General features: G+C 62.0%; 24 protein-coding genes and 4 tRNA genes. 16 read left to right on the top strand and 12 right to left on the bottom strand.

Translation table 11 applies throughout. From position 1 onward, the window contains the following. Positions 1-316: 316 nt before the first annotated feature. Together PG879_RS12840 and ftnA are read right to left on the bottom strand one after the other, a co-directional pair. Positions 317-1,501 carry an NAD(P)/FAD-dependent oxidoreductase gene (locus PG879_RS12840; protein WP_270830280.1) on the bottom strand — a complete coding sequence of 395 codons (1,185 nt, stop codon included), beginning with the start codon at positions 1,499-1,501 and terminating at the stop codon, positions 317-319. A 162-nt stretch (positions 1,502-1,663) separates the two neighbouring features. After that, a complete protein-coding gene (gene ftnA / locus PG879_RS12835) occupies positions 1,664-2,188 on the bottom strand; it encodes a non-heme ferritin (RefSeq protein ID WP_010672333.1) in 525 nt (174 codons plus the stop codon). 209 nt (positions 2,189-2,397) lie between these two features. Between ftnA and PG879_RS12830 the strand changes: the two genes are divergently transcribed. Further along, positions 2,398-4,182, top strand: coding sequence for a diguanylate cyclase domain-containing protein (locus PG879_RS12830; protein ID WP_333563502.1), 1,785 nt, complete (start codon positions 2,398-2,400; stop codon positions 4,180-4,182). Positions 4,183-4,200: 18 nt separating this feature from the next. Here PG879_RS12830 and fabV read toward each other — a convergent pair whose 3' ends face one another. Next, positions 4,201-5,388 (bottom strand): enoyl-ACP reductase FabV, encoded by a 1,188-nt coding sequence (fabV, locus tag PG879_RS12825; protein WP_045522675.1) that lies wholly within the window; start codon positions 5,386-5,388, stop codon positions 4,201-4,203. Positions 5,389-5,840: 452 nt separating this feature from the next. Between fabV and PG879_RS12820 the strand changes: the two genes are divergently transcribed. Both PG879_RS12820 and trpS read left to right on the top strand, forming a co-directional pair. Further along, complete coding sequence (locus PG879_RS12820) at positions 5,841-6,275, top strand: universal stress protein (RefSeq protein WP_010672329.1); 435 nt, start codon at positions 5,841-5,843, stop codon at positions 6,273-6,275. 191 nt (positions 6,276-6,466) lie between these two features. After that, complete coding sequence (gene trpS, locus PG879_RS12815; RefSeq protein WP_270830278.1) at positions 6,467-7,480, top strand: tryptophan--tRNA ligase; 1,014 nt, start codon at positions 6,467-6,469, stop codon at positions 7,478-7,480. On the opposite strand, the gene PG879_RS12810 is transcribed toward trpS, so the two are convergent. After that, positions 7,459-8,433, bottom strand: a complete 975-nt coding sequence (locus PG879_RS12810; protein ID WP_270830277.1) for a LysR family transcriptional regulator — start codon at positions 8,431-8,433, stop codon at positions 7,459-7,461. The two genes, trpS and PG879_RS12810, sit on opposite strands and share 22 nt — an antisense overlap. Positions 8,434-8,524: 91 nt before the next feature. On the opposite strand from PG879_RS12810, the gene PG879_RS12805 reads away from it, so the two are divergent. After that, the gene (locus PG879_RS12805) at positions 8,525-9,424 is read left to right on the top strand and encodes a DMT family transporter (protein WP_045522666.1); all 900 of its coding nucleotides are present in this window, start codon (positions 8,525-8,527) and stop codon (positions 9,422-9,424) included. Further along, a complete protein-coding gene (locus tag PG879_RS12800; RefSeq protein ID WP_010672325.1) occupies positions 9,409-9,570 on the top strand; it encodes a hypothetical protein in 162 nt (53 codons plus the stop codon). The genes PG879_RS12805 and PG879_RS12800 overlap by 16 nt, the downstream gene beginning before the upstream one ends. Before the next feature lie 105 nt (positions 9,571-9,675). Here the strand turns inward: PG879_RS12800 and PG879_RS12795 are convergent, their stop codons facing one another. Then, positions 9,676-10,146 (bottom strand): DUF6314 family protein, encoded by a 471-nt coding sequence (locus PG879_RS12795; RefSeq protein WP_039040696.1) that lies wholly within the window; start codon positions 10,144-10,146, stop codon positions 9,676-9,678. A gap of 42 nt (positions 10,147-10,188) precedes the next feature. Here PG879_RS12795 and PG879_RS12790 point away from each other — a divergent pair, with 42 nt between their 5' ends. After that, positions 10,189-11,043 (top strand): DMT family transporter, encoded by an 855-nt coding sequence (locus tag PG879_RS12790; RefSeq protein ID WP_042016171.1) that lies wholly within the window; start codon positions 10,189-10,191, stop codon positions 11,041-11,043. A 63-nt stretch (positions 11,044-11,106) separates the two neighbouring features. Here PG879_RS12790 and PG879_RS12785 read toward each other — a convergent pair whose 3' ends face one another. Next, positions 11,107-11,970, bottom strand: a complete 864-nt coding sequence (locus tag PG879_RS12785; protein ID WP_029313392.1) for a GGDEF domain-containing protein — start codon at positions 11,968-11,970, stop codon at positions 11,107-11,109. A 169-nt stretch (positions 11,971-12,139) separates the two neighbouring features. Further along, positions 12,140-12,853 carry a 3-deoxy-D-manno-octulosonic acid kinase gene (locus tag PG879_RS12780; protein WP_010672321.1) on the bottom strand — a complete coding sequence of 238 codons (714 nt, stop codon included), beginning with the start codon at positions 12,851-12,853 and terminating at the stop codon, positions 12,140-12,142. Between the two features lie 138 nt (positions 12,854-12,991). On the opposite strand from PG879_RS12780, the gene PG879_RS12775 reads away from it, so the two are divergent. The 8 genes from PG879_RS12775 (at position 12,992) to PG879_RS12740 (ending at position 21,031) form a co-directional block, all read left to right on the top strand. Continuing rightward, entirely contained in the window at positions 12,992-14,092 is a 1,101-nt protein-coding gene (locus PG879_RS12775) for a glycosyltransferase family 9 protein (protein ID WP_270830276.1), read from the top strand. Between the two features lie 256 nt (positions 14,093-14,348). Then, entirely contained in the window at positions 14,349-14,975 is a 627-nt protein-coding gene (gene gmk, locus PG879_RS12770; protein ID WP_270830275.1) for a guanylate kinase, read from the top strand. Positions 14,976-15,054: 79 nt separating this feature from the next. Next, positions 15,055-15,330 (top strand): DNA-directed RNA polymerase subunit omega, encoded by a 276-nt coding sequence (rpoZ, locus tag PG879_RS12765; RefSeq protein WP_005307060.1) that lies wholly within the window; start codon positions 15,055-15,057, stop codon positions 15,328-15,330. 135 nt (positions 15,331-15,465) lie between these two features. Next, on the top strand, positions 15,466-17,583 hold the full coding sequence (gene spoT / locus PG879_RS12760) for a bifunctional GTP diphosphokinase/guanosine-3',5'-bis pyrophosphate 3'-pyrophosphohydrolase (RefSeq protein ID WP_039040667.1): 2,118 nt from the start codon (positions 15,466-15,468) through the stop codon (positions 17,581-17,583). A 107-nt stretch (positions 17,584-17,690) separates the two neighbouring features. Then, on the top strand, positions 17,691-18,422 hold the full coding sequence (trmH, locus tag PG879_RS12755) for a tRNA (guanosine(18)-2'-O)-methyltransferase TrmH (RefSeq protein WP_270830273.1): 732 nt from the start codon (positions 17,691-17,693) through the stop codon (positions 18,420-18,422). Continuing rightward, positions 18,422-19,087 (top strand): CatB-related O-acetyltransferase, encoded by a 666-nt coding sequence (locus PG879_RS12750; RefSeq protein WP_103261049.1) that lies wholly within the window; start codon positions 18,422-18,424, stop codon positions 19,085-19,087. The genes trmH and PG879_RS12750 overlap by 1 nt, the downstream gene beginning before the upstream one ends. After that, the gene (locus tag PG879_RS12745; RefSeq protein WP_270830271.1) at positions 19,084-20,124 is read left to right on the top strand and encodes an alpha/beta fold hydrolase; all 1,041 of its coding nucleotides are present in this window, start codon (positions 19,084-19,086) and stop codon (positions 20,122-20,124) included. Before PG879_RS12750 ends, PG879_RS12745 begins: the two co-directional genes overlap by 4 nt. 103 nt (positions 20,125-20,227) lie before the next feature. Further along, on the top strand, positions 20,228-21,031 hold the full coding sequence (locus PG879_RS12740) for a Cof-type HAD-IIB family hydrolase (RefSeq protein WP_039040694.1): 804 nt from the start codon (positions 20,228-20,230) through the stop codon (positions 21,029-21,031). A 70-nt stretch (positions 21,032-21,101) separates the two neighbouring features. Here PG879_RS12740 and PG879_RS12735 read toward each other — a convergent pair whose 3' ends face one another. The 5 genes from PG879_RS12735 to PG879_RS12715 form a co-directional block, all read right to left on the bottom strand. Then, a complete protein-coding gene (locus tag PG879_RS12735; RefSeq protein ID WP_270830270.1) occupies positions 21,102-21,620 on the bottom strand; it encodes an RICIN domain-containing protein in 519 nt (172 codons plus the stop codon). 171 nt (positions 21,621-21,791) lie between these two features. Then, positions 21,792-21,868, bottom strand: a tRNA-Pro gene (locus PG879_RS12730). Positions 21,869-21,927: 59 nt separating this feature from the next. Then, positions 21,928-22,013, bottom strand: a tRNA-Leu gene (locus tag PG879_RS12725). A 20-nt stretch (positions 22,014-22,033) separates the two neighbouring features. After that, positions 22,034-22,109: transfer RNA gene (locus tag PG879_RS12720), tRNA-His, on the bottom strand. A gap of 50 nt (positions 22,110-22,159) precedes the next feature. Further along, positions 22,160-22,236 (bottom strand) — tRNA-Arg (locus PG879_RS12715). Positions 22,237-22,499: 263 nt separating this feature from the next. On the opposite strand from PG879_RS12715, the gene PG879_RS12710 reads away from it, so the two are divergent. Next, the gene (locus tag PG879_RS12710) at positions 22,500-23,090 is read left to right on the top strand and encodes a TetR/AcrR family transcriptional regulator (protein WP_042864666.1); all 591 of its coding nucleotides are present in this window, start codon (positions 22,500-22,502) and stop codon (positions 23,088-23,090) included. Continuing rightward, complete coding sequence (locus tag PG879_RS12705; RefSeq protein ID WP_053287964.1) at positions 23,087-24,193, top strand: efflux RND transporter periplasmic adaptor subunit; 1,107 nt, start codon at positions 23,087-23,089, stop codon at positions 24,191-24,193. The genes PG879_RS12710 and PG879_RS12705 overlap by 4 nt, the downstream gene beginning before the upstream one ends. Position 24,194: the final 1 nt, after the last annotated feature.

Raw genomic sequence — 24,194 nt, 5'->3', positions numbered from 1 at the left:
GGCGGGACACGGAATGGATCTTAAGCTGTTGAGAAGATGTGAGATTATATCTTCATCACTTTAAGAACACAGCCTAGAGGCCAAGCGGCCGCCAGCGTCGACGGACGAGTCGACCGACCATAAAAAACGCGGCCTGAGCAGGCCGCGTCTGGTTCCATCACTCGGGCCGCCTGACACGGCCCGATCCGCTCGGACTCATCCGCCGAGCCTCTTTGTCAGCAATACGGCCTCTCCCCAGCCCGACGACCGGGCCCACTGGAAGTTGTCACCCGAGAGGCCGCTGACGGGGCCATTCACCACAGGGCCGCGGCATTCCTCAGCAGTACTGGCCTGCCACCCAGCCCGACGACCAGGCCCACTGGAAGTTGTAACCACCGAGCCAGCCGGTCACGTCCACCACTTCGCCGATGAAGTAGAGGCCGGGCACGGTGCGCGCCTCCATGGTCTTGGAGGAGAGCGCGTTGGTATCCACTCCCCCCAGGGTCACTTCGGCGGTGCGATACCCTTCGGTGCCGTTGGGCAGGATCTGCCAATCCCCCAGCAGGGTGGCCACCGCCTCCAGCTCCCGTTCGTTGTACTGGCGCATCGGCTTGCTCACCAGCCATCCCTGCTCCACCAGCTTGTCGACGAAGCGCTTGGGCAGCTCGCGCCCCAGCACGGTTTTCAGCTCCTGGGCAGGATGGGCCTGGGCCCAGGTCTTGAGGGTCTCTGGAATGTCGAGATCCGGCAGCAGGTTGATGTGGATCTTCTCCCCCGCCAGCCAAAAAGAGGAGATCTGCAGGATGGCGGGGCCGGAGAGGCCGCGATGGGTGAACAGCATGGCCTCCTTGAAGCGGGTGCCGTCCTCGGCGGTCACCGCCACCGGCAGGCTGACCCCCGCCAGATCGGCGAAGGCCTCCTTGTCGGCCTGATGCAGGGTAAAGGGCACCAGCCCGGCGCGAGTCGGCAGCACGGAGAGGCCGAACTGCTCCGCCAGCTTGAAGCCGTAAGGGGTAGCACCGAGTTTCGGCATGGAGAGGCCGCCGGTGGCGACCACCAGCGACGAGCAGGCGATCTCCCCCTTGCTGGTGTCGAGCACGAAGCCTTCATCTGTCTTGCTGACGGTGAGGATCTCGGTCTGGAACTGCAGGGTCACGCCAGCCCAGTCGCACTCGGTCAGCAGGATGTCGACGATATCCTTGGCGCTGTCGTCGCAGAAGAGCTGGCCCAGCGTCTTCTCGTGGTAGTTCAGGCCGTGCCTGTCCACCAGATCGATGAAATCCTGCTGGGTATAGCGCGCCAGCGCCGATTTGCAGAAGTGGGGGTTGGCCGAAAGGAAGGCATGGGGACCCGCCTGATGATTGGTGAAGTTGCAGCGACCGCCGCCGCTGATGAGGATCTTGCGGCCCGGCTTCTTGGCGTTGTCGAGCACCAGCACGGAGCGACCCCGGTAGCCAGCCTGGGCTGCACACATCAATCCGGCCGCCCCGGCACCGATCACCACCACATCCACCTGTTTCATCGTCACTCACCCATCAAAAGAAAAACGGCCCCTTTACCTTAAAGGACCGTCATTGTACCCGGCAGACACCAGCACAGCGGTACAAGGACACCTGCAAATAGAAAACGGCCCCTTTACAAGGGGCCGTCATTGTACTGACTGAACACTAAGTGTCCACGACTATCAGGCGTTGCCGTCCATGATGCTGGCCGGGGCGCCCTTGGCCAGCTCGGCCAGCTCCTTGTCGATGAAATAGAGGCCCTTGCCATCCTCGCCCACCAGGCTCAGACGGTCGACGATGCTCTTGAACAGCTTCTCCTCTTCGTGCTGCTCGGCCACGTACCACTGCAGGAAGTTGAAGGTGGAGTAATCCTGGGTGGTGAAGGCGACGTGGGCCAGACCGTTGATGCACTTGGTGATGTGATACTCGTGCTCCAGGGTGGTGCGGAAGATGTCACCCAGGGACTTGAATTCGTGGGGAGGCGCTTCAATGGCCCCCAGTACCGGCATGGCACCGGTCTCGCTCACGTAGGTGAACAGGCGCTCCATGTGCTGGCGCTCCTCGACCGCATGCTGGCGCAGGAAGGTGGCGGCCCCCTCGAACCCCTTGTCCTCGCACCAGGCGCTCATCTGCAGGTAGAGGTTGGAGGAATAGAATTCAAGATTAATCTGCTCGTTCAACTTCTCGATCATGGCTTTGGCCAACATGATGATTCTCCACTGTGATTTGCCCACGATTGTCGCCACTGTTGCATCCTGACGCAACCAGAGACAACCGACGCACCCCGCAGTTGCGACGACTTTTCACCTCATCCTCTCCCCCATACGGTTATAGAGAAGCAAAGAAACATGGTGTAGGTGACATCAGCCATTATGATGGCGCCATTGGTCGGGGAAAGGATTCAATGAGATTCATAATGGCACTGGCGCTGCTCTGGATGACCCAGTTGCAGGCAGCTCCCTCCTTGCTGAAAGAGGCTGAATTGCAGGCGGCGCGCGATCCCGTCAGCTATCTGCAGCGCCTCGACGCCAGTCCCCAGCAGGATATGGAACTGTTCTACGCCAGGTCCCTGGCCCAGGCAGCCCTTGGCCGCTACCCCCAGGCACAGCGCGACAATGCCCGCGCCCGCGGTCTGGCCAATGCCCAGCAGGAGACCCTTCGCCTGCTCGACTTCCGGTTGCAGCAGATTGCCCTGACCCTGGATGCCGATACGCCGGATCAGGCGCTCGAGCTGCTCACCCAGCTCTGGCCGGCGGTCCGGCATCACCCCAGGCAGGTCTCGGAGTGGCATGCCCTCAACGGGCTCGCCCTCTACCGTACCCAGCAGATGAAAGAGGCGATCCTCGAGCTCAAGACCGCCTATCACCTCAAGCAGAAAGAGCCGGGTTCCATCCTCTCCACCTTGCAATGCGGCCGTCTGCTGATGACCCTCGGCAACCTCTATGCGGACCTCAATCTCTACCGTGAGGCCGAGACCTATTATCAGGATGCCCTCGGCCAGATGGTGCAGCTCAACGAACCCAACAGCCAGGCCATCATCCGGGCCAACATGGCCAGGCTCTACATCGACATGGGCCAGCCTGCCAGAGCCAGCCAGTTGCTCGATACCCTGCTGGCCACGCCGAGCCTGTCACCCCACTATCGCGCCATCGTCCTCGGCTACCAGGCCATGGTGTTCAACGCACGGGCGGACTGGCACTCAGCCTGGCGCAGCCTGGAGGAGGCACAAGCCATCTATGACAGGCTGGATAGCCCGCAGGCAGCCTCCCGTCTGACCGAGATCCGGGCAAGAACCTTGCTGGGTCGTGGCGAAAAGCAGCTGGCCCTGCAACTGCTGATGGAGCACACCGCCCCTCTCTCCATGGATGGTCGGGCGATGCAGGCCAGGTTGCTGGCCGATCTGGGCCGCTACCCCGAGGCCTACGGGGCCATGACCCGCTACATGCAGTACTACAAGCAGCACTTCAACCAGACCCTGAGCCAGCACGCGGCCGCCTTCCAGGTCGAGATGGATCTGGCTCGCAGCGAGGCCAGCAATCGCGCGCTGCAGCAGGAGAACGAGAACAAGCGCCAGCAACTGCTCTACCAGCAGAGTGCCCGCTACTACCAATTGCTGCTGCTGGTGCTGCTGGCCGTCGCCCTGATCCTGCTCGGGCTCACCACCCGCAGGCTCCACCGCAGCTCGCGCCACCTCTACAAGCTCGCCACCTTCGATCAGCTGACCGGGCTGCCCAACCGGCGCGCCCTGCTGGAGAGACTGGGTCAGCAATGGCTGCACGAAACGCCCCTGACCCTGCTCATCATCGACATCGATCACTTCAAGCAGATCAACGACAAGCATGGTCACCAGGCGGGGGATCAGGCTATCCGGCAGTTGGCCAGGGAGCTCAAGAGCTGGGCGCCGGACCAGCAGTTGATCGGGCGCTGGGGCGGGGAAGAATTTCTGGTGGCCATGACCCAGGACGGGGCCACCTGCTGGCGGCAGGCGGAGCAGCTGAGAAGCCGGATCGCCTACCTGGCGGCCCCCCACATGACCATCAGCATCGGAGTGGCGGAACGCTCGACGCAGGATGACAGCCTGAGCCAGCTCATCCATCGGGCCGACATGGCCATGTATCAGGCGAAGCGCCAGGGGCGCAACCAGACCGTGCTGGCCCAGTCTCCCAATCTTTCCCCTGAACTGGCCTGCAACGTCGCCTGATGCCCCCTCGTGCGGGTGTCAGGGCGTCAGCTCAGTGAGTGACGCCACGTTCACCGGCGCACCGTAATCCACCCCCGGCAGCTCGAAGCCGTTGAGCTGCATGAACTCCTGGCGCAACCCGGCAAAATCCCCCAGGGTGCGGAAGTTCTCCGGCGTCACCTTGGGCCAGAGCGCCGAGACGGCGGCCTGCACCGCTGGCTCAAGCTCGTGGTCATCCATCCGGATCAGCCGGTTGCCATCGGCGACGACTCCTCTGGGCCCGTACATCTTGTCGGCAAACAGCCGCTGCATCTGCTCGATGCAGCCCTCGTGAACACCACGCTCCTTCATCACCCCCATCAACAGGCCCAGATAGACAGGCAGCACCGGAATAAACACGCTCGCCTTGGTCACCAGCGCCTTGCAGACCGACACCCAGGCATGACCGCCAATCCCGGCAAGTTGCAGGTTGATGGTCTCGGCGGTGGCGTGCAGGTGCTCCTTGGCATAGCCGATGGTGCCGTCCCGATAGAGAGGATAGGTGGACTCGGGGCCGATATAGGAGTAGGCAACGGTCCGGGCGCCGGGGGCCAGGCAATCCGCCTGCTGCAATGCCTGCATCCAGCGCTGCCAGTCCTCGCCCCCCATCACGGTGACGGTGTCGCGGATCTCCTCAGGGGTGGCTGGCACCAGCGACTGCTGCACCAGCGCATCGTGCTCCAGATCCAGCCCCCAGCCTTGCAGCGGCTGGCCTGTGGTCTTGAGCACCGAGCGTACCTGTGTGCCATCCGGCATCACCCTGACTCCGCTCGCCAGTGAATAGACCACCAGATCCACCTGCCCGAGCTGCTGGCGGATGACGTCGATGGCCTGCTGGCGCATGGTGTCGGAGAAGGCATCTCCGATCAGGTTGACGGCGATGCGACCGGCTTGCTCCGCCGCCTGACGAAACCAGATGTTGTTGTACCAGCCTGCACTGCCGAGCCCCTTGTCGGAGGGACCCCGCTCGAACGAGACGCCCAGGGTATCGGCCCCGGCGCCGAAGGTGAGCGCGATCCGGGACGCCAGCCCGAAACCGGACGATGCCCCCAGCACCAGCACCCGTTTCGGCCCGTTGAACGGCCCCGCCGCCCGCACCTGTTCGATCTGTTGCAGCACGGCGGCGCGACAACCCATGGGGTGGCAATTGCGGGCAACACAACCCTGGATCTGGGGATGAATGATCATGAAGGACTCTCCGGTGCATCGGTGGGGCATGAGAAACGGCCATGACAGCACCACCCGGTTGCAGGTGAGGAGCCCTGGCCGTTTTGCCAAGGGAACTGGCTACAGCATAACCAAGGGGGGCGGGATTACCTTGATGTTGGACGGGATATGGACTGGAAGAGGGCAGAAAAACAAAAGGGAGCGCGAGGCTCCCCAAAGCGGTATTCAGATGCTTTTTGTTGTTTTGTGTTCATTGCGAAGCACGGGCACATCCTATTCCCCCACCTTCTCGGGGGCAATAGCACGCCTGTGACCGGCGTCAAACTCCTGTTCAAAATATGCACTCCCCGGCCACCTGCACCTCTACGCCTTCCGGTTCGGGGTCAGGCAAATCCTGAAACTGTGGCGACGATGCCGTTTTAGTTTCAGCAGACATTGGTATAGTGGACCCAGGATCAGTGAGGAGAACTCCCATGAATGGAACCTATTACAAACACGTACTGGCCGCGATCGACCTGTCGGAAGACAACCGCAAGGTGATCGAGAAGGCGGTCGACCGGGCCCGCTCCAACGGCGCCAAGCTGTCGGTGATCCATGTGGATGTGGACCTCAAGGATCTCTACACCGAGATGATCGACATCGACATCGACAACGTGCAGGACCAGGTGATCGCCGAAGCGAAGGAGAAGCTGGAAGCCTTCCTCGCCTCGGTGGACTACCCCATCGAGAAGAAATTGGTGATCTGCGGCGATCTGAGCGAGCGGGTCAACCAGGCGGTCAAGGACTACCAGATCGACCTGCTGGTGTGCGGCCATCGCCAGAGCTTCTGGAGCCTGCTCACCTCGAGCGCACGCCAGCTGATGAATACCGTGCCCTGCGACATGCTGGTCGTGCCCTTGCAGAAGTGATCGAACAGGCGTAGTGTGATTTGCCATGAATATGACCTCATTCAATCACAACTACTGGTGGTGCTGCTTCTAAACAGGCGGCACTGCTTTTCTATGTAAAATTTCCCAAAGAAAACACCGTGACCGCCGAGAGGCGGTCATTGTTTTCATCCCTTTGTCGCCTCCCGGCTCACCCAACTGGAGAGAGTGACATGCACAACCCCGTGATCCTGACCGGCGACCGCCCCACCGGCAAACTGCACATTGGCCACTACGTCGGCTCCCTGCGCCAGCGCGTGGCCGCCCAGCACCATTACCGCCAGTTCGTCATGATCGCCGATCTGCAGGCGCTGACCGACAACGGCCACAACCCGGCCAAGGTGACCGATCACGTGCTGGAGGTAATGGCCGACTACCTGGCCGCCGGCCTCGACCCGGCCAAGACCACTTTCTGCCTGCAGAGCGCCCTGCCCGCCCTCGCCGAACTCACGACCTACTACCTCAACCTGGTCAGCGTCGCCCGGCTGGAGCGCAACCCCACGGTGAAGGCCGAGATCCAGCAAAAAGGGTTCGAGCGCAGCCTGCCCGCCGGCTTCCTCGTCTATCCGGTCAGCCAGGCCGCCGACATCACCGCCTTTCGTGCCACTCACGTGCCGGTGGGCGAGGATCAGCGGCCCATGCTGGAGCAGACCAACGAGATAGTGCGCCGCTTCAACACCCTGGTGGGCAAAGAGGTGCTGACCGAGTGCCAGCCCATCCTGAGCGACACCGGCCGCCTGCCCGGCATCGACGGCAAGGCCAAGATGTCCAAGTCCCTTGGCAACACCATCGAACTCGGCATGTCGAGCGGCGAGATCAAGCAGGCGGTGTTCGCCATGTATACCGACCCCAATCACCTCAAGGTGAGCGATCCAGGTCAGGTGGAGGGCAATACGGTGTTCGCCTATCTGGATGCCTTCCACCCTGACAAGGCCCTGGTGGCCGAGATGAAGGCCCACTACCAGCGCGGTGGTCTGGGGGACATGCGCTGCAAGCAGGTACTCAACGACTGCCTGCAGACCCTGCTTGCTCCGATGCGGGAGCGGCGCGAGGCAGCCATCGCCGACAAGCGCCAGCTGCTGCGCCTGTTGCAGCAGGGCACCGAGCAGGCCCGGTCCCTCACCGACGAGGTGCTGGCCGAGGTGAAGGGGGCGATGGGGCTGGACTACTTCTCCGGATTGGCGTGATCTGCCCCCTGCGGTGCGGGATGGCCGAGCGCATCCGCGCCGTAGCGCTCCTTCGCCAGCCGGTGCAACAACCCCTTGAACCAGCCGATCGCCTCGTCATGGGCACTGAGCGGGTGGCCCGCCATCAGGTAGACGATGGGGATGGCGGGTTCCAACTGGTGCAGGCGCAACGGATAGTGGCGACAGAAGTGGCGCCCGATCATCTCGGGCACCACCACCAGGTAGCGGCCGGTCGCCATCAGCGGCGGTACCGCCATAAAGCTCGGCAGCCTGACCCCCAGCTCCCGCTCCACCCCGAAACGGACCAGCCAGAGATCCACCATGGCCTGGCTGTGGCCCCAGCTGGAGGTGTGGATATGGGGGCGGCTGACCAGTTCTCCCGGCCCCAGCATGTCGGGCAGAGCGCTGCCGAGGGGCGACAAACAGACCAGCGGATTGCTGAACCACTCCTCGCGCCACAACCGGGGCGAGAGATGGTTGGCACCGGCAAACCCGATCACCAGATCCAGTTCCCCCTTCTCCAGCTCCCGCTCGTAGTCGCTGTCCGCCAGCTCGCACACTTCCAGTCGGCAATGGGGAGCCTGCTGCACCATCCACTCCACCAGCACCGGCACCAGGCCGTGCTCCACCGAGCCCGGGGTGGCGATGCGAAAGATCCGCCGGGCACTTGCCGGGTCGAATCCCTTGGCCTGACGCAGCCCCTGCTCCAGCATGGCAAGCGCCTGGCGCACCGGGCTCGCCAGCGCCTTGGCCCGTTCGGTCGGCATCATCTCGCGCCGACTCATCACGAACAGCGGGTCATCCAGCGCCTGGCGCAAGCGCCCCAGCGCATGGCTGACGGTGGACTGGGAGAGGTGCAGCCGTTCGGCGGCACGGGTGACGTTGCGCTCCTGCATCAGCATGTCGAACACGGTGAGCAGGTTGAGGTCGAGGCGGGAGAGGGGCAGTTCCATCGATATTGGCCATAGTTGAATGACGACAATTCATTTTTGGCATAGTAGCAGATTGCATAGAATGCGCAGGCGAATTACATCGGAGATTCAAATGCGTAGCTATCTGTTGTTGCTGGCGATCGGCCTGTTGTGGGGCTCCCAGTTCATTTTCATGCACCAGGCCGTGGCTGAACTGCCCCCCATCATGGTGGCCGCCGGACGCGCCCTGTGCGGCAGCCTGACCCTGGGTCTGCTCTGCCTGTTCATGCGCCTCAAGAGTGAACACACGCCCTGGCGAACCTATATGCTGATCGCCCTGCTCGACGCCACCATCCCCTTCATCATGGTGGCCTGGGGACAACAGTATGTGGACAGCGCCATCGCGGCCGTGGTCATGGGTTGTATCCCCTTTGTGACCATTCTGGCGGCTCCCTTGTTTATTTCTGGTGAAAGAATCACCAAGGGCGGCCTCGTCTCCGTGATCATCGGCTTCATCGGCGTGCTGGTACTGTTCTGGCCCAAGCTGACCAGCGGCATGAATGCCGGCCTGCTCGGTGCCATGGCCATCCTGTTCGGTGCCAGCTGCTTCGCCATCGGCCTGCTGATGATCAAGCGCTTCGCCAAGGACCATCCTGTGGTCGTGGCCCGCAACATCCTGATCTCCTCAGCCATCCAGCTGCTGCTGGCCGCGCCCTTCGTGGCCGACCTGAGCACCCTCACCCTGCCGAGCCAGCAGGCCATGGGCGCCGTCGCCATGCTGGGGATCTTCTGTACCGGCCTGGTCTACTTCCTCTACATGGCGCTGATCCAGAAGGCGGGCCCGACCTTCGCCTCCTTCAGCAACTACCTGGTGCCGCTGTTCGGCGTCATGCTGGGAGCCCTGTTCCTCGGCGAGCAGATCCAGTCCACCACCGGCGTGGCGCTGGCCCTGATCCTGGGTTCGGTCGCCCTCAACCAGTGGGCACAGCAGCGCCGCCAACAGCGGGAGGCTGCCCTATGTCAGGCATCCTGACCACCCTCTGCGGCGGTCTGGTACTGATAGCCGGCTGGCAGTATCGCCACCGGCTAGCCGGGGTGCTGGGTCTGCTGATGGTGCTGCTGCCCTGGTTCTTCGACAGCAAGCTGCAAGCCATGCTGAACTATGCACTGAATGCCTGAAGACCCTCTCTGCGTGTGTGACGAGAGTGTATCTCTCCTGTTTTTGGGACCGTTTTAACAAAACCTCCGATTTGTCCCCTCTACCGGCGCCCTGCGCCGGTTTTTTTATCTCTGCGCCTCTGGTCCGTAGCGATAACTCAACCGCTCGTTCTTGCGCGGCCCCGTTATCTGCCAGGCGAGCAGGAAACCCTCGCCGGTTTCGGTCAGCTCGGCGCTGTAGTGATCCTGCCCGCACAGGTGAGGCTCGGCCGTGACCCAGTGCCCGTCCCCCCGGGGCAACAGCTCGAACAGCATCACCGGCTGCTCGTAGCGCAGGTGGGAGAGCATGATCCCCCGTGCGGTGCGCTGCCACCAGAAGCGGTTGTGCATGGTCAGCTCCCGGCCATGGGGCGTGGTGTAGCGACCCGTCTCGGCATACAGCCACCCCCCATGGTGATCGGTCACCACCACGGCACCCTCCCCGCGACCGCACCAGTCGGTGGCGGATCCGACCCCGTTGCTCGCCTCGAAGGCAAATGCTCCGATCTGTGACAACCCTTCCCATAAACGCTGGATCGCGCCTTCCAACTCGGCCATCATAGCGCCCTCCAAATTGACAACTGACGACAATTCAATCACATGAACTACTTGATAGGGGTTACCCTGCTCTGGTCCTTCTCCTTCAGCCTGATCGGGGTCTACCTTGCCGGTCAGGTGGATGCCTACTTCTCGGTACTGACTCGCATCGTGCTCGCCAGCCTGGTGTTTCTGCCCTTCCTGCGCCGTCGCTGGCTGCGCCCCGATCTGGTGGCCAAGCTGATGGCCCTCGGTGCCATCCAGCTCGGCATCATGTATCTCTTCTACTACCACTCCTTCCTGCTCTTGACGGTACCGGAAGTACTGGTGTTCACCATCTTCACCCCCATCTATGTCACCCTGATCCACGACCTGCTGGAAGGGCGCTTCAAGCCTGTCTATCTGTGGGGGGCCCTGCTGGCGGTGCTGGGGGCGGCCGTCATCCGTTTCGACGGCCTGACCGAAAGCTATGTACTGGGATTCCTGGTGGTGCAGGGCGCCAACGTCTGCTTCGCCCTGGGCCAGGTGGGCTACAAGGTGCTGCTGGCCCGGGAGGCTGAGCAGCCGCCCCAGCTGGCGGTGTTCGGCTGCTTCTATCTGGGCGCCCTGGTGATCGCCCTGCCCGCCTGGTGGCTGCTGGGCAAACCTCAATATCCCACCAGCCCCCTGCAATGGGGCATCCTCTTCTGGCTGGGGGTCGGGGCATCCGGGCTCGGCTACTTCCTGTGGAACAAGGGGGCGACCCTGGTCAGCAGCGGCGTGCTGGCCATCATGAACAACGCCTTGATCCCCGCGGGTCTGCTGGTCAATCTGGTGCTCTGGGGAAAGGATACCGACCTGCTCAGGCTCGGTCTGGGCGCCCTGCTGATGCTGGCTTCTCTCTGGGTTTGCCAGCGTCAGCAGGTCAGTGAGCGCTGACTGAAACCCATTGACGCTGATGGGTCCATCGGCGTCAATGGGTTCGCGGACAGTGACTGGCCGTCAGCCGACCACGGCGTTGTGTTCCCGCTTCGCCTGACCGTGGCAGGAGGCCAACCGGGCCAGCAGGTGATCGAGCTGCTCGGCACTCTGGCTCTGCACCAGGCCGATGCTCACGGTCACCGGACGCTGGGGCAGCAGGCTGGCGTCGGCGATCTCAAGACGCAGCCGCTCGGCAATCTCCAGGCCGCTCAACCGATCGGTCTGGGAGAGCATCAGGATGAAGCCGTCTTCGTCCCAACGGGCGAAGGGATCTTCCCGACGCAGCTCGCGGCGCACGATGCGGGCCAGCTTGGCCAGCATGGCGTCGCAGGCCGCCTCCCCGAACAACTGCAGGATCTTGCTGCGGTGATCCACGCTGAACTGCAGCAGACAGAAACTGCCGCTCTCGCTGGCCAGCCGTTCATCCAGCAACAGCTCGAAGTGGCTGCGGCTCTCGAGGCCGGTGAGGGGATCCGTGTCGTGGCGATCCTCCAGGGGCGCCATGGCGGCATCCAGATGGCGAACCACCCCCAGCAGTTGACCCCCTTCGTCGCGACGGACCCGCTCCTCCAGCCGGATGTAATGGCCCTGATGGTGCAGGATGCGGTACTCGAGTCGAAGCCCGTTGCTGCGCCCTTGCTGACAGGCCTCCAGGGCCTCTGCCAGACGGGGAGCATCATCCGGATGTACCCGATCCAGCCAGCCGAGATCCCCCAGCTCGCCCCCCTCCAGACCCAGCAGTTGCAGACAGGAAGGGTCCCGCCTCAGACCCTGCCCGGCCGACCAGGTCCAGATCCCGGCCTCCAACATCGCCATGGCCTGTGCCATCAGCGTCACCTCAAGGGGAGTGGTGACCTCAACCCCGGCAGTCTCATACCTTTCCATCACGCGCCTCGAAACCGGATCTGAATATCTGTCCAAGCAATCACACTCAATAAGTAACATTGGTGCTGGCGCCGAGCAACCGCGCCAGCATCGCTGGCCTCGCACCTCTCGCCTCTGGTGGTCCGCCATCAGGGCTTGCCAGCCTCCAGCTACGAAGTGAAGCTCGACGTCACGCCACCTTGCCCTGATAGCCTGCCATCAGGGCCTGCCAGTTCTCCGGCACGAAGTGGAAGCTGGTGTGCAGTTGCGACTCCTTGTTGAAGGAGCGCAGCAACCGCTCCAGGTTGGCCTGCTGCCAGTTGCCGGGGGAGCGGATGGCTCCTTTGTCGAAGTCGATCACCCACACCTTGCCCTCCTTGTCGAGCAGCAGGTTGTGGCTGTTGAGATCCGCATGATAGACCCCTGCATCGTGCAACTGGCGCACCGTTTTGCCTATCTTGTGCCACACCTCACCGGCGATCGGCCCCTGCTTGAGCAGGGCCACCAGATCCTTGGCACCGCGAATGCGTTCGATCAGGATGTCGGCCCGATAGAAGGGCCCCTGCTTGACCATGCGGGCCGCAAAGGGGCGCGGCACCGGCAGCCCCTGTTCACTCAGGGTCGCCAGCAGACGATATTCAGCCATGGCCCGGCTGCTCTCCACCCCTTCAAACCAGAACCGGTCACGCACCAGCTTGCCCACCATGCCGCCACGGTAGTAGTGACGCAGCACCAAGTGACGGGATTCATCCTTCACGAACCAGGTCACCCCGCGGCCGATGGAAGAACCTACCACCTGGCGATGGGTCTGCCACCAGACAGGATCGAACAAGGCAGGGGAAGGATCGCGGAAGACTCCGTCGGCATACCAGCAGACCTGGTTGTGGGTGGTGTGTGTCAGCATGATGAGAATTCCGGTCGATAGTGGGTGCAGGGCATCCATTCAGAAAGCCGTGCCGGTCGGGCAACCGGCGCAATTTTACAATCCACAGGGGAGTTTGCATAATGCCATCCATCCATTTTGCCATCGTTGCGCCACATCATGCCGCTGTTCCAAACGCCGCCCTCCTCCATCTGCATCCTGCGGCTCTCTGCCATCGGAGATTGCTGCCACGCGCTGGCGCTGGTGCGCGTCATCCAGCGGGAGTGGCCCCAGACCCACATCACCTGGATCACCGGCAAGATTGAGGCGACCCTGTTCGCCGATCTGCCGGGGGTCGAGATCATTCCCTTCGACAAGAGCAAGGGGTGGCGCGGCTATCGCGATCTCTGGCAGACCCTCAAGGGGCGCAGGTTTGATGCCCTGCTCCACCTGCAGGCCGCCATGCGCGCCAGCATCGCCACCCTCGGCATCAAGGCCAAGGTCAAACTCGGGTTTGATCGGGAGCGCGCCAGCGACGGTCAGTGGCTGTTCACCAACCATCGGGTCCCCTCACCCGCCTCCCCCCACGTGCTGGACGGCTTTCTCGCCTTCGCCAAAGAGCTCGGGATAAAGGATCTGACCCCGGACTGGCAACTGCCCATCAGCGCCGAGCACCAGGCCTGGGCGAAGGAGAAAATTGGCGGCAAGCCGACCCTGCTCATCTGCGCCGCTGCCAGCAAGGCATTCAAGAATTGGACTGCCGCCGGCTACGCCGCGCTGGCGGATCACGCCGCAGACAAGGGCTTTCAGGTCTATCTGTGCGGCGGACCGGCCAGGCTGGAGCGGGATCTCGCCGCCGAGATCCAGCGCCTCAGCCAGAGCAAGCCGGCAGATTTGGTGGGGCAGACCAGCCTCAAGCAATTGCTGGCGCTGATTGGCGAGGCGAGCCTGGTGCTGGCCCCGGATACCGGCCCTGCCCACATGGCTACCCTGGTGGGGACACCCGTGATCGGCCTCTACGCCCACCACAACCCGGAGCGTACCGGACCCTATCTGTGCCGGGATTATCTGGTCAGCGTCTATCAGGAACTGATTAAGCAGGAGACCGGCAAGCCGCTGGCCGAGCTCGGCTGGCGCACCCGCCTCAAGGATCCGGACGCCATGGCCAAGATAAGCCGCGAGCGGGTCATCGCCGCCTTCGAGCGCCTCTGTACCGACAAGCATCTTCTACCGACCCAGGGCAACTCGGAAATTCCGAGCCCTGGCGCAGGGATAATCTGATGGCCCGGCCCCGGCTCCGTGGGCAGAATGACCCTCTATGCGGGTAACGCCCGCACAGCAAGCTACGGATATTTTGATCGGCTGGAATATGATTCCGGCCGTTTTTTTATCCGCCCCCATCTGCTAACATTCGCCGCCTTTACATCCTCCTGACTCTGATTCCTCCGCGCATTGCGAGCAACCGTCTCCCTTATCGGGCACAAGACGGCGGCCTCTGCTACAACCAAAGCGCGGATCATCGCTTAAAGGTACAGACATGGCGCAACAAGGCACTCTCTATATCATCTCTTCCCCGAGCGGGGCCGGTAAGTCCAGCCTGCTCAATGCCTTGCTGACCCAGCACAACGCCGCCGGCAAGATGCAACTCTCGGTCTCCCACACCACGCGCGCCACCCGTCCCGGTGAAGAGCACGGGGTGCACTACCACTTCGTCAAGGTGGAAGAGTTCAAGGCGCTGATCGAGCGCGGTGACTTTCTGGAGTGGGCAGAAGTCTTCGGCAACTACTACGGCACTTCCCGCGCCGCCATCGAGGCCTGCCTGGCGCAGGGCATCGACGTCTTCCTCGACATCGACTGGCAGGGCGCCCGCCAGATCCGCGAACAGATGCCGACCAAGTCCATCTTCATCCTGCCCCCCAGCCGCGAGGAGCTGGAGCGCCGCCTGATCGGCCGTGGCCAGGACAGCGCCGAGGTGATCAAGGGCCGGATGGAGAAAGCCATTGCCGAAATGGTGCACTACGACGAGTATGACTATGTCATCATCAATGAAGACTTTGAGCTGGCACTGTTCCAGCTCAGGGCCGTCGTCGAGTGCCAGCGCCTGGAAATGCGTCAGCAACAGCAGGCCCAGCAAAACTTGCTGAAACAGCTACTGGCAGAGTAAGCCAAAAACAAGTAAACTTTTGCGTCATTTTTAAACACCGCTTTTTCAATCACAGAAAGCCCAAACACTGGAGTCCCGCATGGCCCGCGTTACTGTAGAAGATGCTGTAAAACAGGTAGGTAACCGTTTTGACCTGGTGCTGGTCGCCGCGCGCCGCGCTCGTCAAATCGCGGTACAAGGCAAGGATCCCCTGGTCGACGAAGAGAACGACAAGCCGACCGTGATCGCCCTGCGCGAGATCGAACTGGGTCTGGTCAACAACCAGGTGATGGATACTCAGGACCGCTACGAGCAGCAAGAGCAGGAAGCCGCCGAGCTGGCTGCCGTTGCTGCCATCGCAGAAGGTCGCGGCTAAGTCAGTCGCCTCCCATAGTCGGCGCCCGCCCGGGTGCCGGCTGTTCTCCCCATTTACAACCGCTCGAAAACCTCGCAAACTCGAGGGCATACCCTCAATTTCACGGATTGCCGTTTAACCGCTGCGGGGACTGTCTTGTATTTATTTGAAAATCTTAAAGAAATAGCCAGTTCCTACCTGCCACCCGAGCAGGTTGAGAAGCTCAGGCAAGCCTATGTGGTAGCCCGCGACGCTCACCAGGGACAGATGCGTTCCAGTGGTGAACCCTACATCACTCATCCCGTTGCCGTGGCCCGCATCCTGGGCGACATGCGCCTCGATCACGAGACCCTGATGGCTGCCGTGCTGCACGACGTCATCGAAGATACCCCTGTCACCAAGGACGATCTTGCCGAGCAGTTTGGCAACGCCGTCGCCGAGCTGGTCTCGGGTGTCTCCAAGCTCGACAAGCTGAAGTTCCGCGATCGCAAGGAAGCCCAGGTCGAGAACTTCCGCAAGATGATGATGGCCATGACCCAGGACATCCGGGTCATCCTGATCAAGCTGGCCGACCGCACTCACAACATGCGTACCCTCGGCTCCTTGCGACCGGACAAGCGCCGCCGCATCGCCCGGGAAACCCTCGAGATTTTCGCCCCCATCGCCAACCGCCTCGGTATTCACACCATGAAGAACGAGCTGGAAGAGCTCGGTTTCGAGGCGCTCTACCCCATGCGCTCCCGGGTACTGCGGGAATCGGTGCGCCGCGCCCGTGGCAACCGGCGCGAGATCATCGACTCCATCCAGAGCGAGATTGAGGGGCGTCTGCGGGAAGCCGGTATCGATGCCCAGGTGAGCGGACGCGAGAAGAACCTGTTCTCCATCTACAACAAGATGGAGAAGAAAGAACTGCAATTCCACGAAGTGATGGATATCTATGCTTTCAGAGTGAGAGTGAAAGACATAGACACCTGCTACCGGGTGCTTGGGCAGATGCACAGCCTCTACAAGCCGCGCCCCGGTCGCTTCAAGGACTACATCGCCATCCCCAAGACCAACGGCTACCAGTCCCTGCACACCTCCCTGGTTGGGCCCCACGGGGTACCGGTGGAGGTGCAGATCCGCACCGAGTTCATGGACCAGATGGCTGACAAGGGCGTCGCCGCCCACTGGGCCTACAAGCAGGATGGGGACAGCTCGGGCACCACGGCCCAGATCCGCGCTCAGCGCTGGATGCAGAGCCTGCTGGAGCTGCAACAGAGCGCCGGCAGCTCCTTCGAGTTCATCGAGGGGGTCAAGACCGACCTCTTCCCCGACGAGATCTACGTCTTCACACCGGAGGGCCGCATCATGGAGCTGCCCGCCGGCGCCACCCCGGTGGACTTCGCCTACACGGTGCACACCGACATCGGTCACGCCTGCGTCGGTTCCCGGGTCGACCGCCACCCCTATCCGCTCAGCAGCCCGCTGCACTCCGGTCAGACGGTGGAGATCATCACGGCCCCCGGCGCCCGCCCGAACGCGGCCTGGCTCAACTTCGTGGTGACCACCAAGGCGCGCTCGAAGATCCGCCAGTTCCTCAAGAACCTGCGCACCGAAGAGTCGGTGGTGCTGGGCCGCCGCCTGCTCAACCATGCCCTCGGCGCCAAGAACATCGAAGACATCCCGGAAGCCCGCGTCAAGCAGGTGCTGGCCGATACCAAACACGAGAACCTGCAGGGGCTGCTGGCCGACGTGGGCCTTGGCAACGCCATGAGCGTCATGGTGGCACGCCGCATGCTGGGAGATGAACTGCCGCCGGAAGAGCAGCCCAAATCCACCAGCAAGAAGATGCCGATCAAGGGGGCCGACGGCATGCTGGTCACCTTCGCCAACTGCTGCCGCCCCATCCCGGGGGACGCCATCATCGCCCACATCAGCCCGGGCAAGGGACTGGTGATCCACCAGGAGTCCTGCCGCAACATCAAGGGCTACAGCCGCGAACCGGACAAATACCTGCCGGTGCAGTGGGAGGTGGACAAGGAGCAGGAGCAGGAATTCCGCACCGGCATCAGCATCGAGATCGTCAACCACCAGGGCGCCCTGGCGGAGCTGGCCAACGTGATTGCCGCCACCGGCGCCAACATCCACGCCATCAGCACCGAGGAGAAGGATGGCCGGGTCTATGTGGTCACCCTGCTCATCACCACCAAGAGCCGGATCCACCTCGCCAACATCATGCGCAAGATCCGGGTCATGCCCAACGTGCTCAGGGTGAGCCGACAGAAAAACTGAACACAGGCGGCGCAAGCCGCCTGCTGCTTTTCAAGAGATACCCAGGGCCCCATGCCGCAGGCCACCAGCCTTGTTGCATGCACCGGCCTCACGACATAGAAACCGACATGACTCCTGAACGCTTCAAACGCATTTCCGACATGCTGGCCATGCGCCAGCTCGACCTGACCGTCTGCATGGAAGAGGTTCATAAACCTCACAACCTAGCCGCCATCGTGCGCACCGCCGATGCCATCGGCATCCACCGGGTGCACGCGGTCTGGCCCAAGAGCTGGATCCACAAGCGCAAGGGCACTGCCCGCGGCAGCCAGAACTGGGTGGACGTGCAGCTGCACCCGGACATCGGCAGCGCGGTGGCCGAACTCAAGGCCTCCGGCATGCAGATCCTGGCGACCCACCTCTCCGACAGCTCCGTGGACTTTCGTGCCATCGACTACACCAGACCCACCGCAATCCTGGTGGGCCAGGAGAAGCACGGCATCGGCGAAGAGGCGCTGGCCCTGGCCGATCACCATATCGTCATCCCCATGGTAGGCATGGTGCAGTCCCTCAACGTCTCGGTGGCCGCCGCCGCCATCCTTTACGAGGCCCAGCGCCAGCGCGAACTGGCCGGCTGTTATCAGCGCGGCTGTCCACTCAGCCTGGAAGAGCAGAACACCATCTTGTTCGAGGGGGGCTATCCCGTCTATGCCCAGCTCTGCAAGGAGAAAGAGATGCCCTACCCCCAGCTCGGTCCGGCCGGCGAGATCCTGGCGGACGAACGCTGGTGGCAGCAGATGCAGCTGACGCGCAAAGGATGGGCCGCACAACAGGAAGAAGATGAATGGCAGGATCAGTGATGGAAAATCCGTTCGGCAGCTGGCTAGAATCCCAGGTCATACGGGATCATCTGACCAACCCCAATATCGAGGCCGGGGAGTACAGCTATTACTCCGGTTACTACCACGGCAAGCCGTTCGAGGATCATTGCGTGCGCTACCTGCTCGGCGATGGCTCGACGCGGGAGTCCTGGGACAGTGGCCAGTGGGGAAAGGAAGTTGACCGCCTGATCATCGGCAAGTTCTGCTCCATCGCCTCCGGCGCCACCTTCATGCTGGCGGGCAACCAGGGTCACCGGATGGACTGGGCTTCCACCTTCCCCTTCGATGCTGCCCGCTTCGGTGACGGCGTGCAGGACGGTTTTCTGCGCAAGGGAGACACCCGGATCGGCAACGATGTCTGGATCGGCTCGGAAGCCATGATCATGCCCGGCATCACCATCGGCGATGGCGCCGTCATCGCCACCCGGGCCGTGGTCACCCGGGATGTGGCCCCCTACACGATAGTGGGCGGCAACCCGGCCAGGCCGATCCGCCCCCGTTTTGACGAGGAGCAGGTCGCCATGCTGCAAGCCATGCAGTGGTGGGACTGGCCGCTGCCCCGCCTGCAAGCCGCCATGCCCCTGCTCTGCTCGAATGATATCACTGCGCTCTACCACCACTGGCGCGAGGAGCTTGCCCGATGAAACCTGCCTCCCTTTCCCTGCTGGCCCTGACCCTGTTTTCTGCCGGAGCCCTTGCCGTGAGCAATCCTTACCAGCTGACCACTGAAGCCGACGTTCCCGCCCTCTATCAGCAGACCCTGCCCGACTTCTGGCGCCAGCATGCCGTCGAGGGGGAGTTCCAGGGCAAGGACGGGGTCACCCTCCGCTATGCCGCCCTGCGCCAGCCCAAGATCGATCGCGCCATCCTCATCGTCAACGGCCGGGTCGAGAGCTACCTCAAGTATCAGGAGCTGGCCTGGGATCTCTGGCGCCAGGGTTACAGCCTCTACCTCATCGATCATCGCGGCCAGGGAATGTCAGACCGCATGCTAGCCGACAAAGAGAAGGGGTATGTCGACCAGTTCGACGACTATGTCGCCGATCTCAAACAGTTTCATGACGAAGTGATTGTACCGGACAAGCCTGCCAAGCTGTTCCTGCTGGCCCACTCCATGGGGGGGGCCATCTCGGCCCGCTATCTGGAACGCTGGCCGAACGACATCCAGGCGGCGGTGCTCTCCTCCCCCATGATGGGCATCAACCTCGGCGGCCTGCCCAAGTGGCTGGCCAAGGGGTTGGCGGCCACCATCGGCACGGTCGGCGGCTGGGTGGGCGAGCCCCCCTACGGCCCGGGTCAGGGACCCTATGAGGATCACGGCTTTGCCGACAACGAGCTGACCCACAGCACGACGCGTTATCAGGCCTTCCGCCAGATCTACGAACAGCGTCCCCAGGTCAGGCTGGGGGGCGCCACCGCCCACTGGATCCATCAGGCCATCACAGGATCGGACGCGGCCGTAGCCGACGCAGGCGCCATCAAGACGCCCCTGCTGCTGCTGCAGGCCGGCGAGGACAGCGTGGTGGACAACGCCGCCCAGGAAGCCTTCTGCGCCAAGGCCCAATGTGATGGGAGCAAGCCGCTGCGCATCGAAGGAGCCTGGCACGAGCTCTTCATCGAGGCGGATCCCCAGCGCCAGGCCGCGCTCAATGCAACCCTGGCCTTCTTCGCGCGCTACTGACGCGACCAGAAGGGGCTGGTTATTTTTTGGATCCCTAAATAAATGGGGTGACGGCAGACGCTGGGGTACACTCCCCCGGCGTTCAATTGAAGTCGAGGTAATGATGTTCAAGGTAGTTGTGTCCGATCTCGATGGTACCCTGCTCAACGGGCAGCACCAGATCTCCTCCCGCACCCGGGATACCCTGCACCGTCTGGTCGATCAGGGCGTCAAATTCGTGGTCGCCACCGGCCGCCATCACGTGGACGTGCGCAGCATCCGCGATGCGCTGGGGCTGGATATCTACCTCATCACCTCCAATGGCGCCGTGGTGCACGACAAGCAGGACCAGCTGGTCTACAACCAGGCACTGCCGGCCACAGTGGCGGCCGAACTGATCGCCCTCGAGCGCGACCCCTCCATCCACATCAACGTCTACTACGGCGACGAGTGGCTGGTGGAAGAGGAGCTGCCCTGGTTGCTGCAGTTCCATCACGACTCCGGCTTCAGCTACCGCCTGGCGGATCTGGCCAACCACCCGAAGGACAGGGTCAACAAGGTGTTCTACATCGGCGACCACGACAAGCTGCTGAAGATAGAGGCGCACCTCAACCAGCAATATGGTGATCGGATCAACGTCACCTTCTCCCTGCCTGACTGCCTCGAGGTGATGCACGCCGGCGTGCACAAGGGCAATGCCGTGCGCGCCGTGCTGGAGCAGCACGGCCTGGAGATGTCCCAGGCAGTGGCCTTCGGCGATGGCATGAACGACTTCGAAATGCTGAGCATGGTGGGCCGTGGCGTGGTCATGGGCAACGCCCACGATCGCCTCAAGCAGGCCCTGCCAGAGCATGAACAGACCCTCACTTCCGATGAAGATGGCGTTGCCGTCTATCTGGAGAAACTGTTCGCCTCCCAGACCCGCTGATAAGGCATCCCCATCGCGGATCGAAAAAGGGTGGCCCATGTGGCCACCCTTTTTGTTTCTCGCTCTCTTGTCACCACGCCAGTGCCGGGTGCATCAGACGGTTCAACAGCGTGCCGGATGGCGTCCACTCAAAGCTCTGGTTGGCGCCGCCATAGCATTCGGCGAGGCGCAGGGGGACGGCCGGCTTGTGACGGCGACCCGCCACATCCAGGCACAGCGACACCTGCCGATTGAACAGACGATCCCCCTGCCACTGCCATTGATGGCTCTCCTCCCGGCACGCCTCCATCCCCAGATCATCCTCCCCTTTGGCGACCAGGCAATCCCCGGCCAGTTGCAGGGCGCCGACATCCCAGCTGAATGACTGGTTCGGTTGCTGATCGCAGGGCTGAGTCAGCAGACGGCCCTGCTCGCTCAGGGTCACGCAGAAGCCACCACTGGTCACCAAGGTGGCCTCGAGTTCGGCCTTTGGCTTGGGGGCGGCGCCCATCAGAAGATCTTCCGGTTTTGGCTGCAGGGCGCAGCCACCCAGCAGCAGTGCGGCCATGGCCAGCACGGAGAGTTGAAGAGAAGTGATATGGTGATGCATAGGCCTTGTATCTGGTCCGTGCCCGAGCGTCCCCTGTCTCGCGGCTCCGGGCCCCAGCATAGCGAACTCGTGGCGAACAGGCGCCTGAAGAAGTGTAAAAAGACGTGACAGGAAAAAGCGGAACAGAAACGCCAAAAAGCAAAAACCCCGCCTGAGCGGGGTTTTCAAATGTGGTCGGTGATAAAGGATTCGAACCTTTGACCCTCTGGTCCCAAACCAGATGCGCTACCGGGCTGCGCTAATCACCGAGGGGGTATTCCAAAAACACAAAGATGACCATCTGGTCATCCTCGTCATACAGCAAGTATGGTGCGAAGAGAGGGACTCGAACCCTCACACCCGGGGGGCACTAACACCTGAAGCTAGCGCGTCTACCAATTCCGCCACCTTCGCGTACCTGACAAGCTGTAAAATGGGGTGGCTGATGGGGCTCGAACCCACGACAACCGGAATCACAATCCGGGACTCTACCAACTGAGCTACAGCCACCACAGCTGTTTTCGTTCTTCAACACGCCCGTTTAACCGGCGCACTTTTGATGGTGCGCCCGACAGGATTCGAACCTGTGACCTCTGCCTCCGGAGGGCAGCGCTCTATCCAGCTGAGCTACGGGCGCTACGCTGTCGAACGGGGCGCATTATTGATGATGATGCCGACCTTGTCTACTCTTTTTTTGACACAAAGAATCAAGTGCCTGTTTTTCAATCACTTCCGACCCTTTTCAACTATTTTTGTTTTGTTCAGGCTGGATCCAGCAATTCCCCACTACTTTTTGAATCCCTCACCCCATAGGGTCAAAGATGATGGGCAATGCTTGACTTGCCTTTGCGCCCACCTAGAATGAATGAACGTTCATTCAGTCGTTGACCTCTGATAACCATGGATAAGAAAGAACGCATTTTCGAAGCAGCTCACGAGATCCTCGGCGAGCAGGGCTTCTACGGCCTTTCCATTGCCGTGGTCGCCAAGAAAGCCAAGGTGGCGGCAGGTACCATCTATCGCTATTTCAGCGACAAGGATGACCTGATCCGCCAGCTCTATCAGCACACTATCCTCAAGTGTCATCCCCTGGTCATGGAAGGTGTGCAGATAGAAGAGGTGTCCTATGAGCAGTATCGACGCCTCTGGCTCAACATCGATGCCATCTTCACCAGCTACCCCAATGCACTCAAGTGCAAATTGCAGTACGAAAGTTCTCCATTGGGGGCTGAATTGGAGCGGGATCCGGTCATAATGGCGACGTGGGCGCCACTTGAGCGCTTCTTTGAGCAAGGACGCCAACAGGGACTCTTCATCGATCTCCCCATTCTGGTGTTGCAAGCATTGAGTCTGGATTGCGTGGCCAACCTGGCACAGCAGCGCCGGGTTCACGATTTCGAATTGACGCAGGAACAGCTGGAGACGGTCATCCGGGCCAGCTGGAATGCCATTTTAAACCCTAATGTTTCCATCACAGGAGCCTGTTCATGAAAAAGTGGATGGCCATCATGTTGCTGATAGCACTCGCCCTGTTTGGCAGTGTCATCGGCTTCAATATGTTCAAGCAGAAGAAGATTGCAGAGTTCATGGCCAATCGGCCCGAGCCCGAGTTCCCGGTCACCGCCATGATCACCAAGGCGCAGGACTGGGTCCCCACCATTGAAGCCATCGGCTTCATCGAGCCGAACCAGGGGGTCACCCTCTCCAGCGAGCTGTCAGGCACCATCGACAGCATCCGGTTCGAATCGGGGGCACATGTCAAAGCGGATCAACTGCTGCTGAGCCTGGACTCCAGTGTGGAAAAAGCCAATCTGAACTCCTCCCAGGCCAGGCTGCCGGCAGCCAGGGCCAAGTTCGAGCGCTACAAGAACCTCTATCAGAAGAACTCCATCTCCCGGGACCAGCTGGATGATGCCGAGGCAAGCTACCGCTCCCTGGAGGCGGACATCGACAGTCTGAAGGCCACCATCGCCCGTCGTGAGGTGCGAGCCCCCTTCAGCGGTGCCGTGGGCCTGCGCAACGTCTTCCTCGGCCAGTATCTGGAACCGGGTACCCAGATTGTGCGCCTGGAAGACACCAGCGTGATGCGCCTGCGCTTCACCGTGCCCCAGACCGACATCTCCAAAATCACCCTGGGACAGACCATCAAGATCAACGTGGATGCCTATCCCCAGACCCAGTTTGACGGCCAGATCACGGCCATCGAGCCCGCGGTCAACTATCAGAGCGGCCTGATCCAGGTGCAGGCAGACATTCCGAACAACGACGGCCAGCTCCGTTCCGGCATGTTCGCCCGCGCCAGCATCATACTGCCCACGGTGAAAGACCAGATCGTGATCCCGCAGTCCGCCATCTCCTTCACCCTCTATGGCGAGAACGTCTACGTCATTCACGAGGCTGACGGCGTGAAACGCGCCAAGCAGGTGGTGGTCAAGGCAGGTGAGCGTCGCGGCAACGATGTCCATGTGCTGTCCGGCATCAAGGCTGGCGATCAAATCGTGCTGTCGGGTCAGGTTCGCCTGAGCAACGATACCAAGGTGCACGTGGTCGAGAACGATGCCCTTGCCGTTCCGGCACAAACCCCGATGCTGTAAG

The organism is Aeromonas sp. QDB63, from assembly GCF_027707425.1.
Taxonomy (GTDB): Bacteria; Pseudomonadota; Gammaproteobacteria; order Enterobacterales; family Aeromonadaceae; genus Aeromonas; species Aeromonas caviae.
The sequence above is the reverse complement of the archived record's forward strand: the minus strand, read 5'-3'. Positions and strand labels throughout refer to the sequence as shown.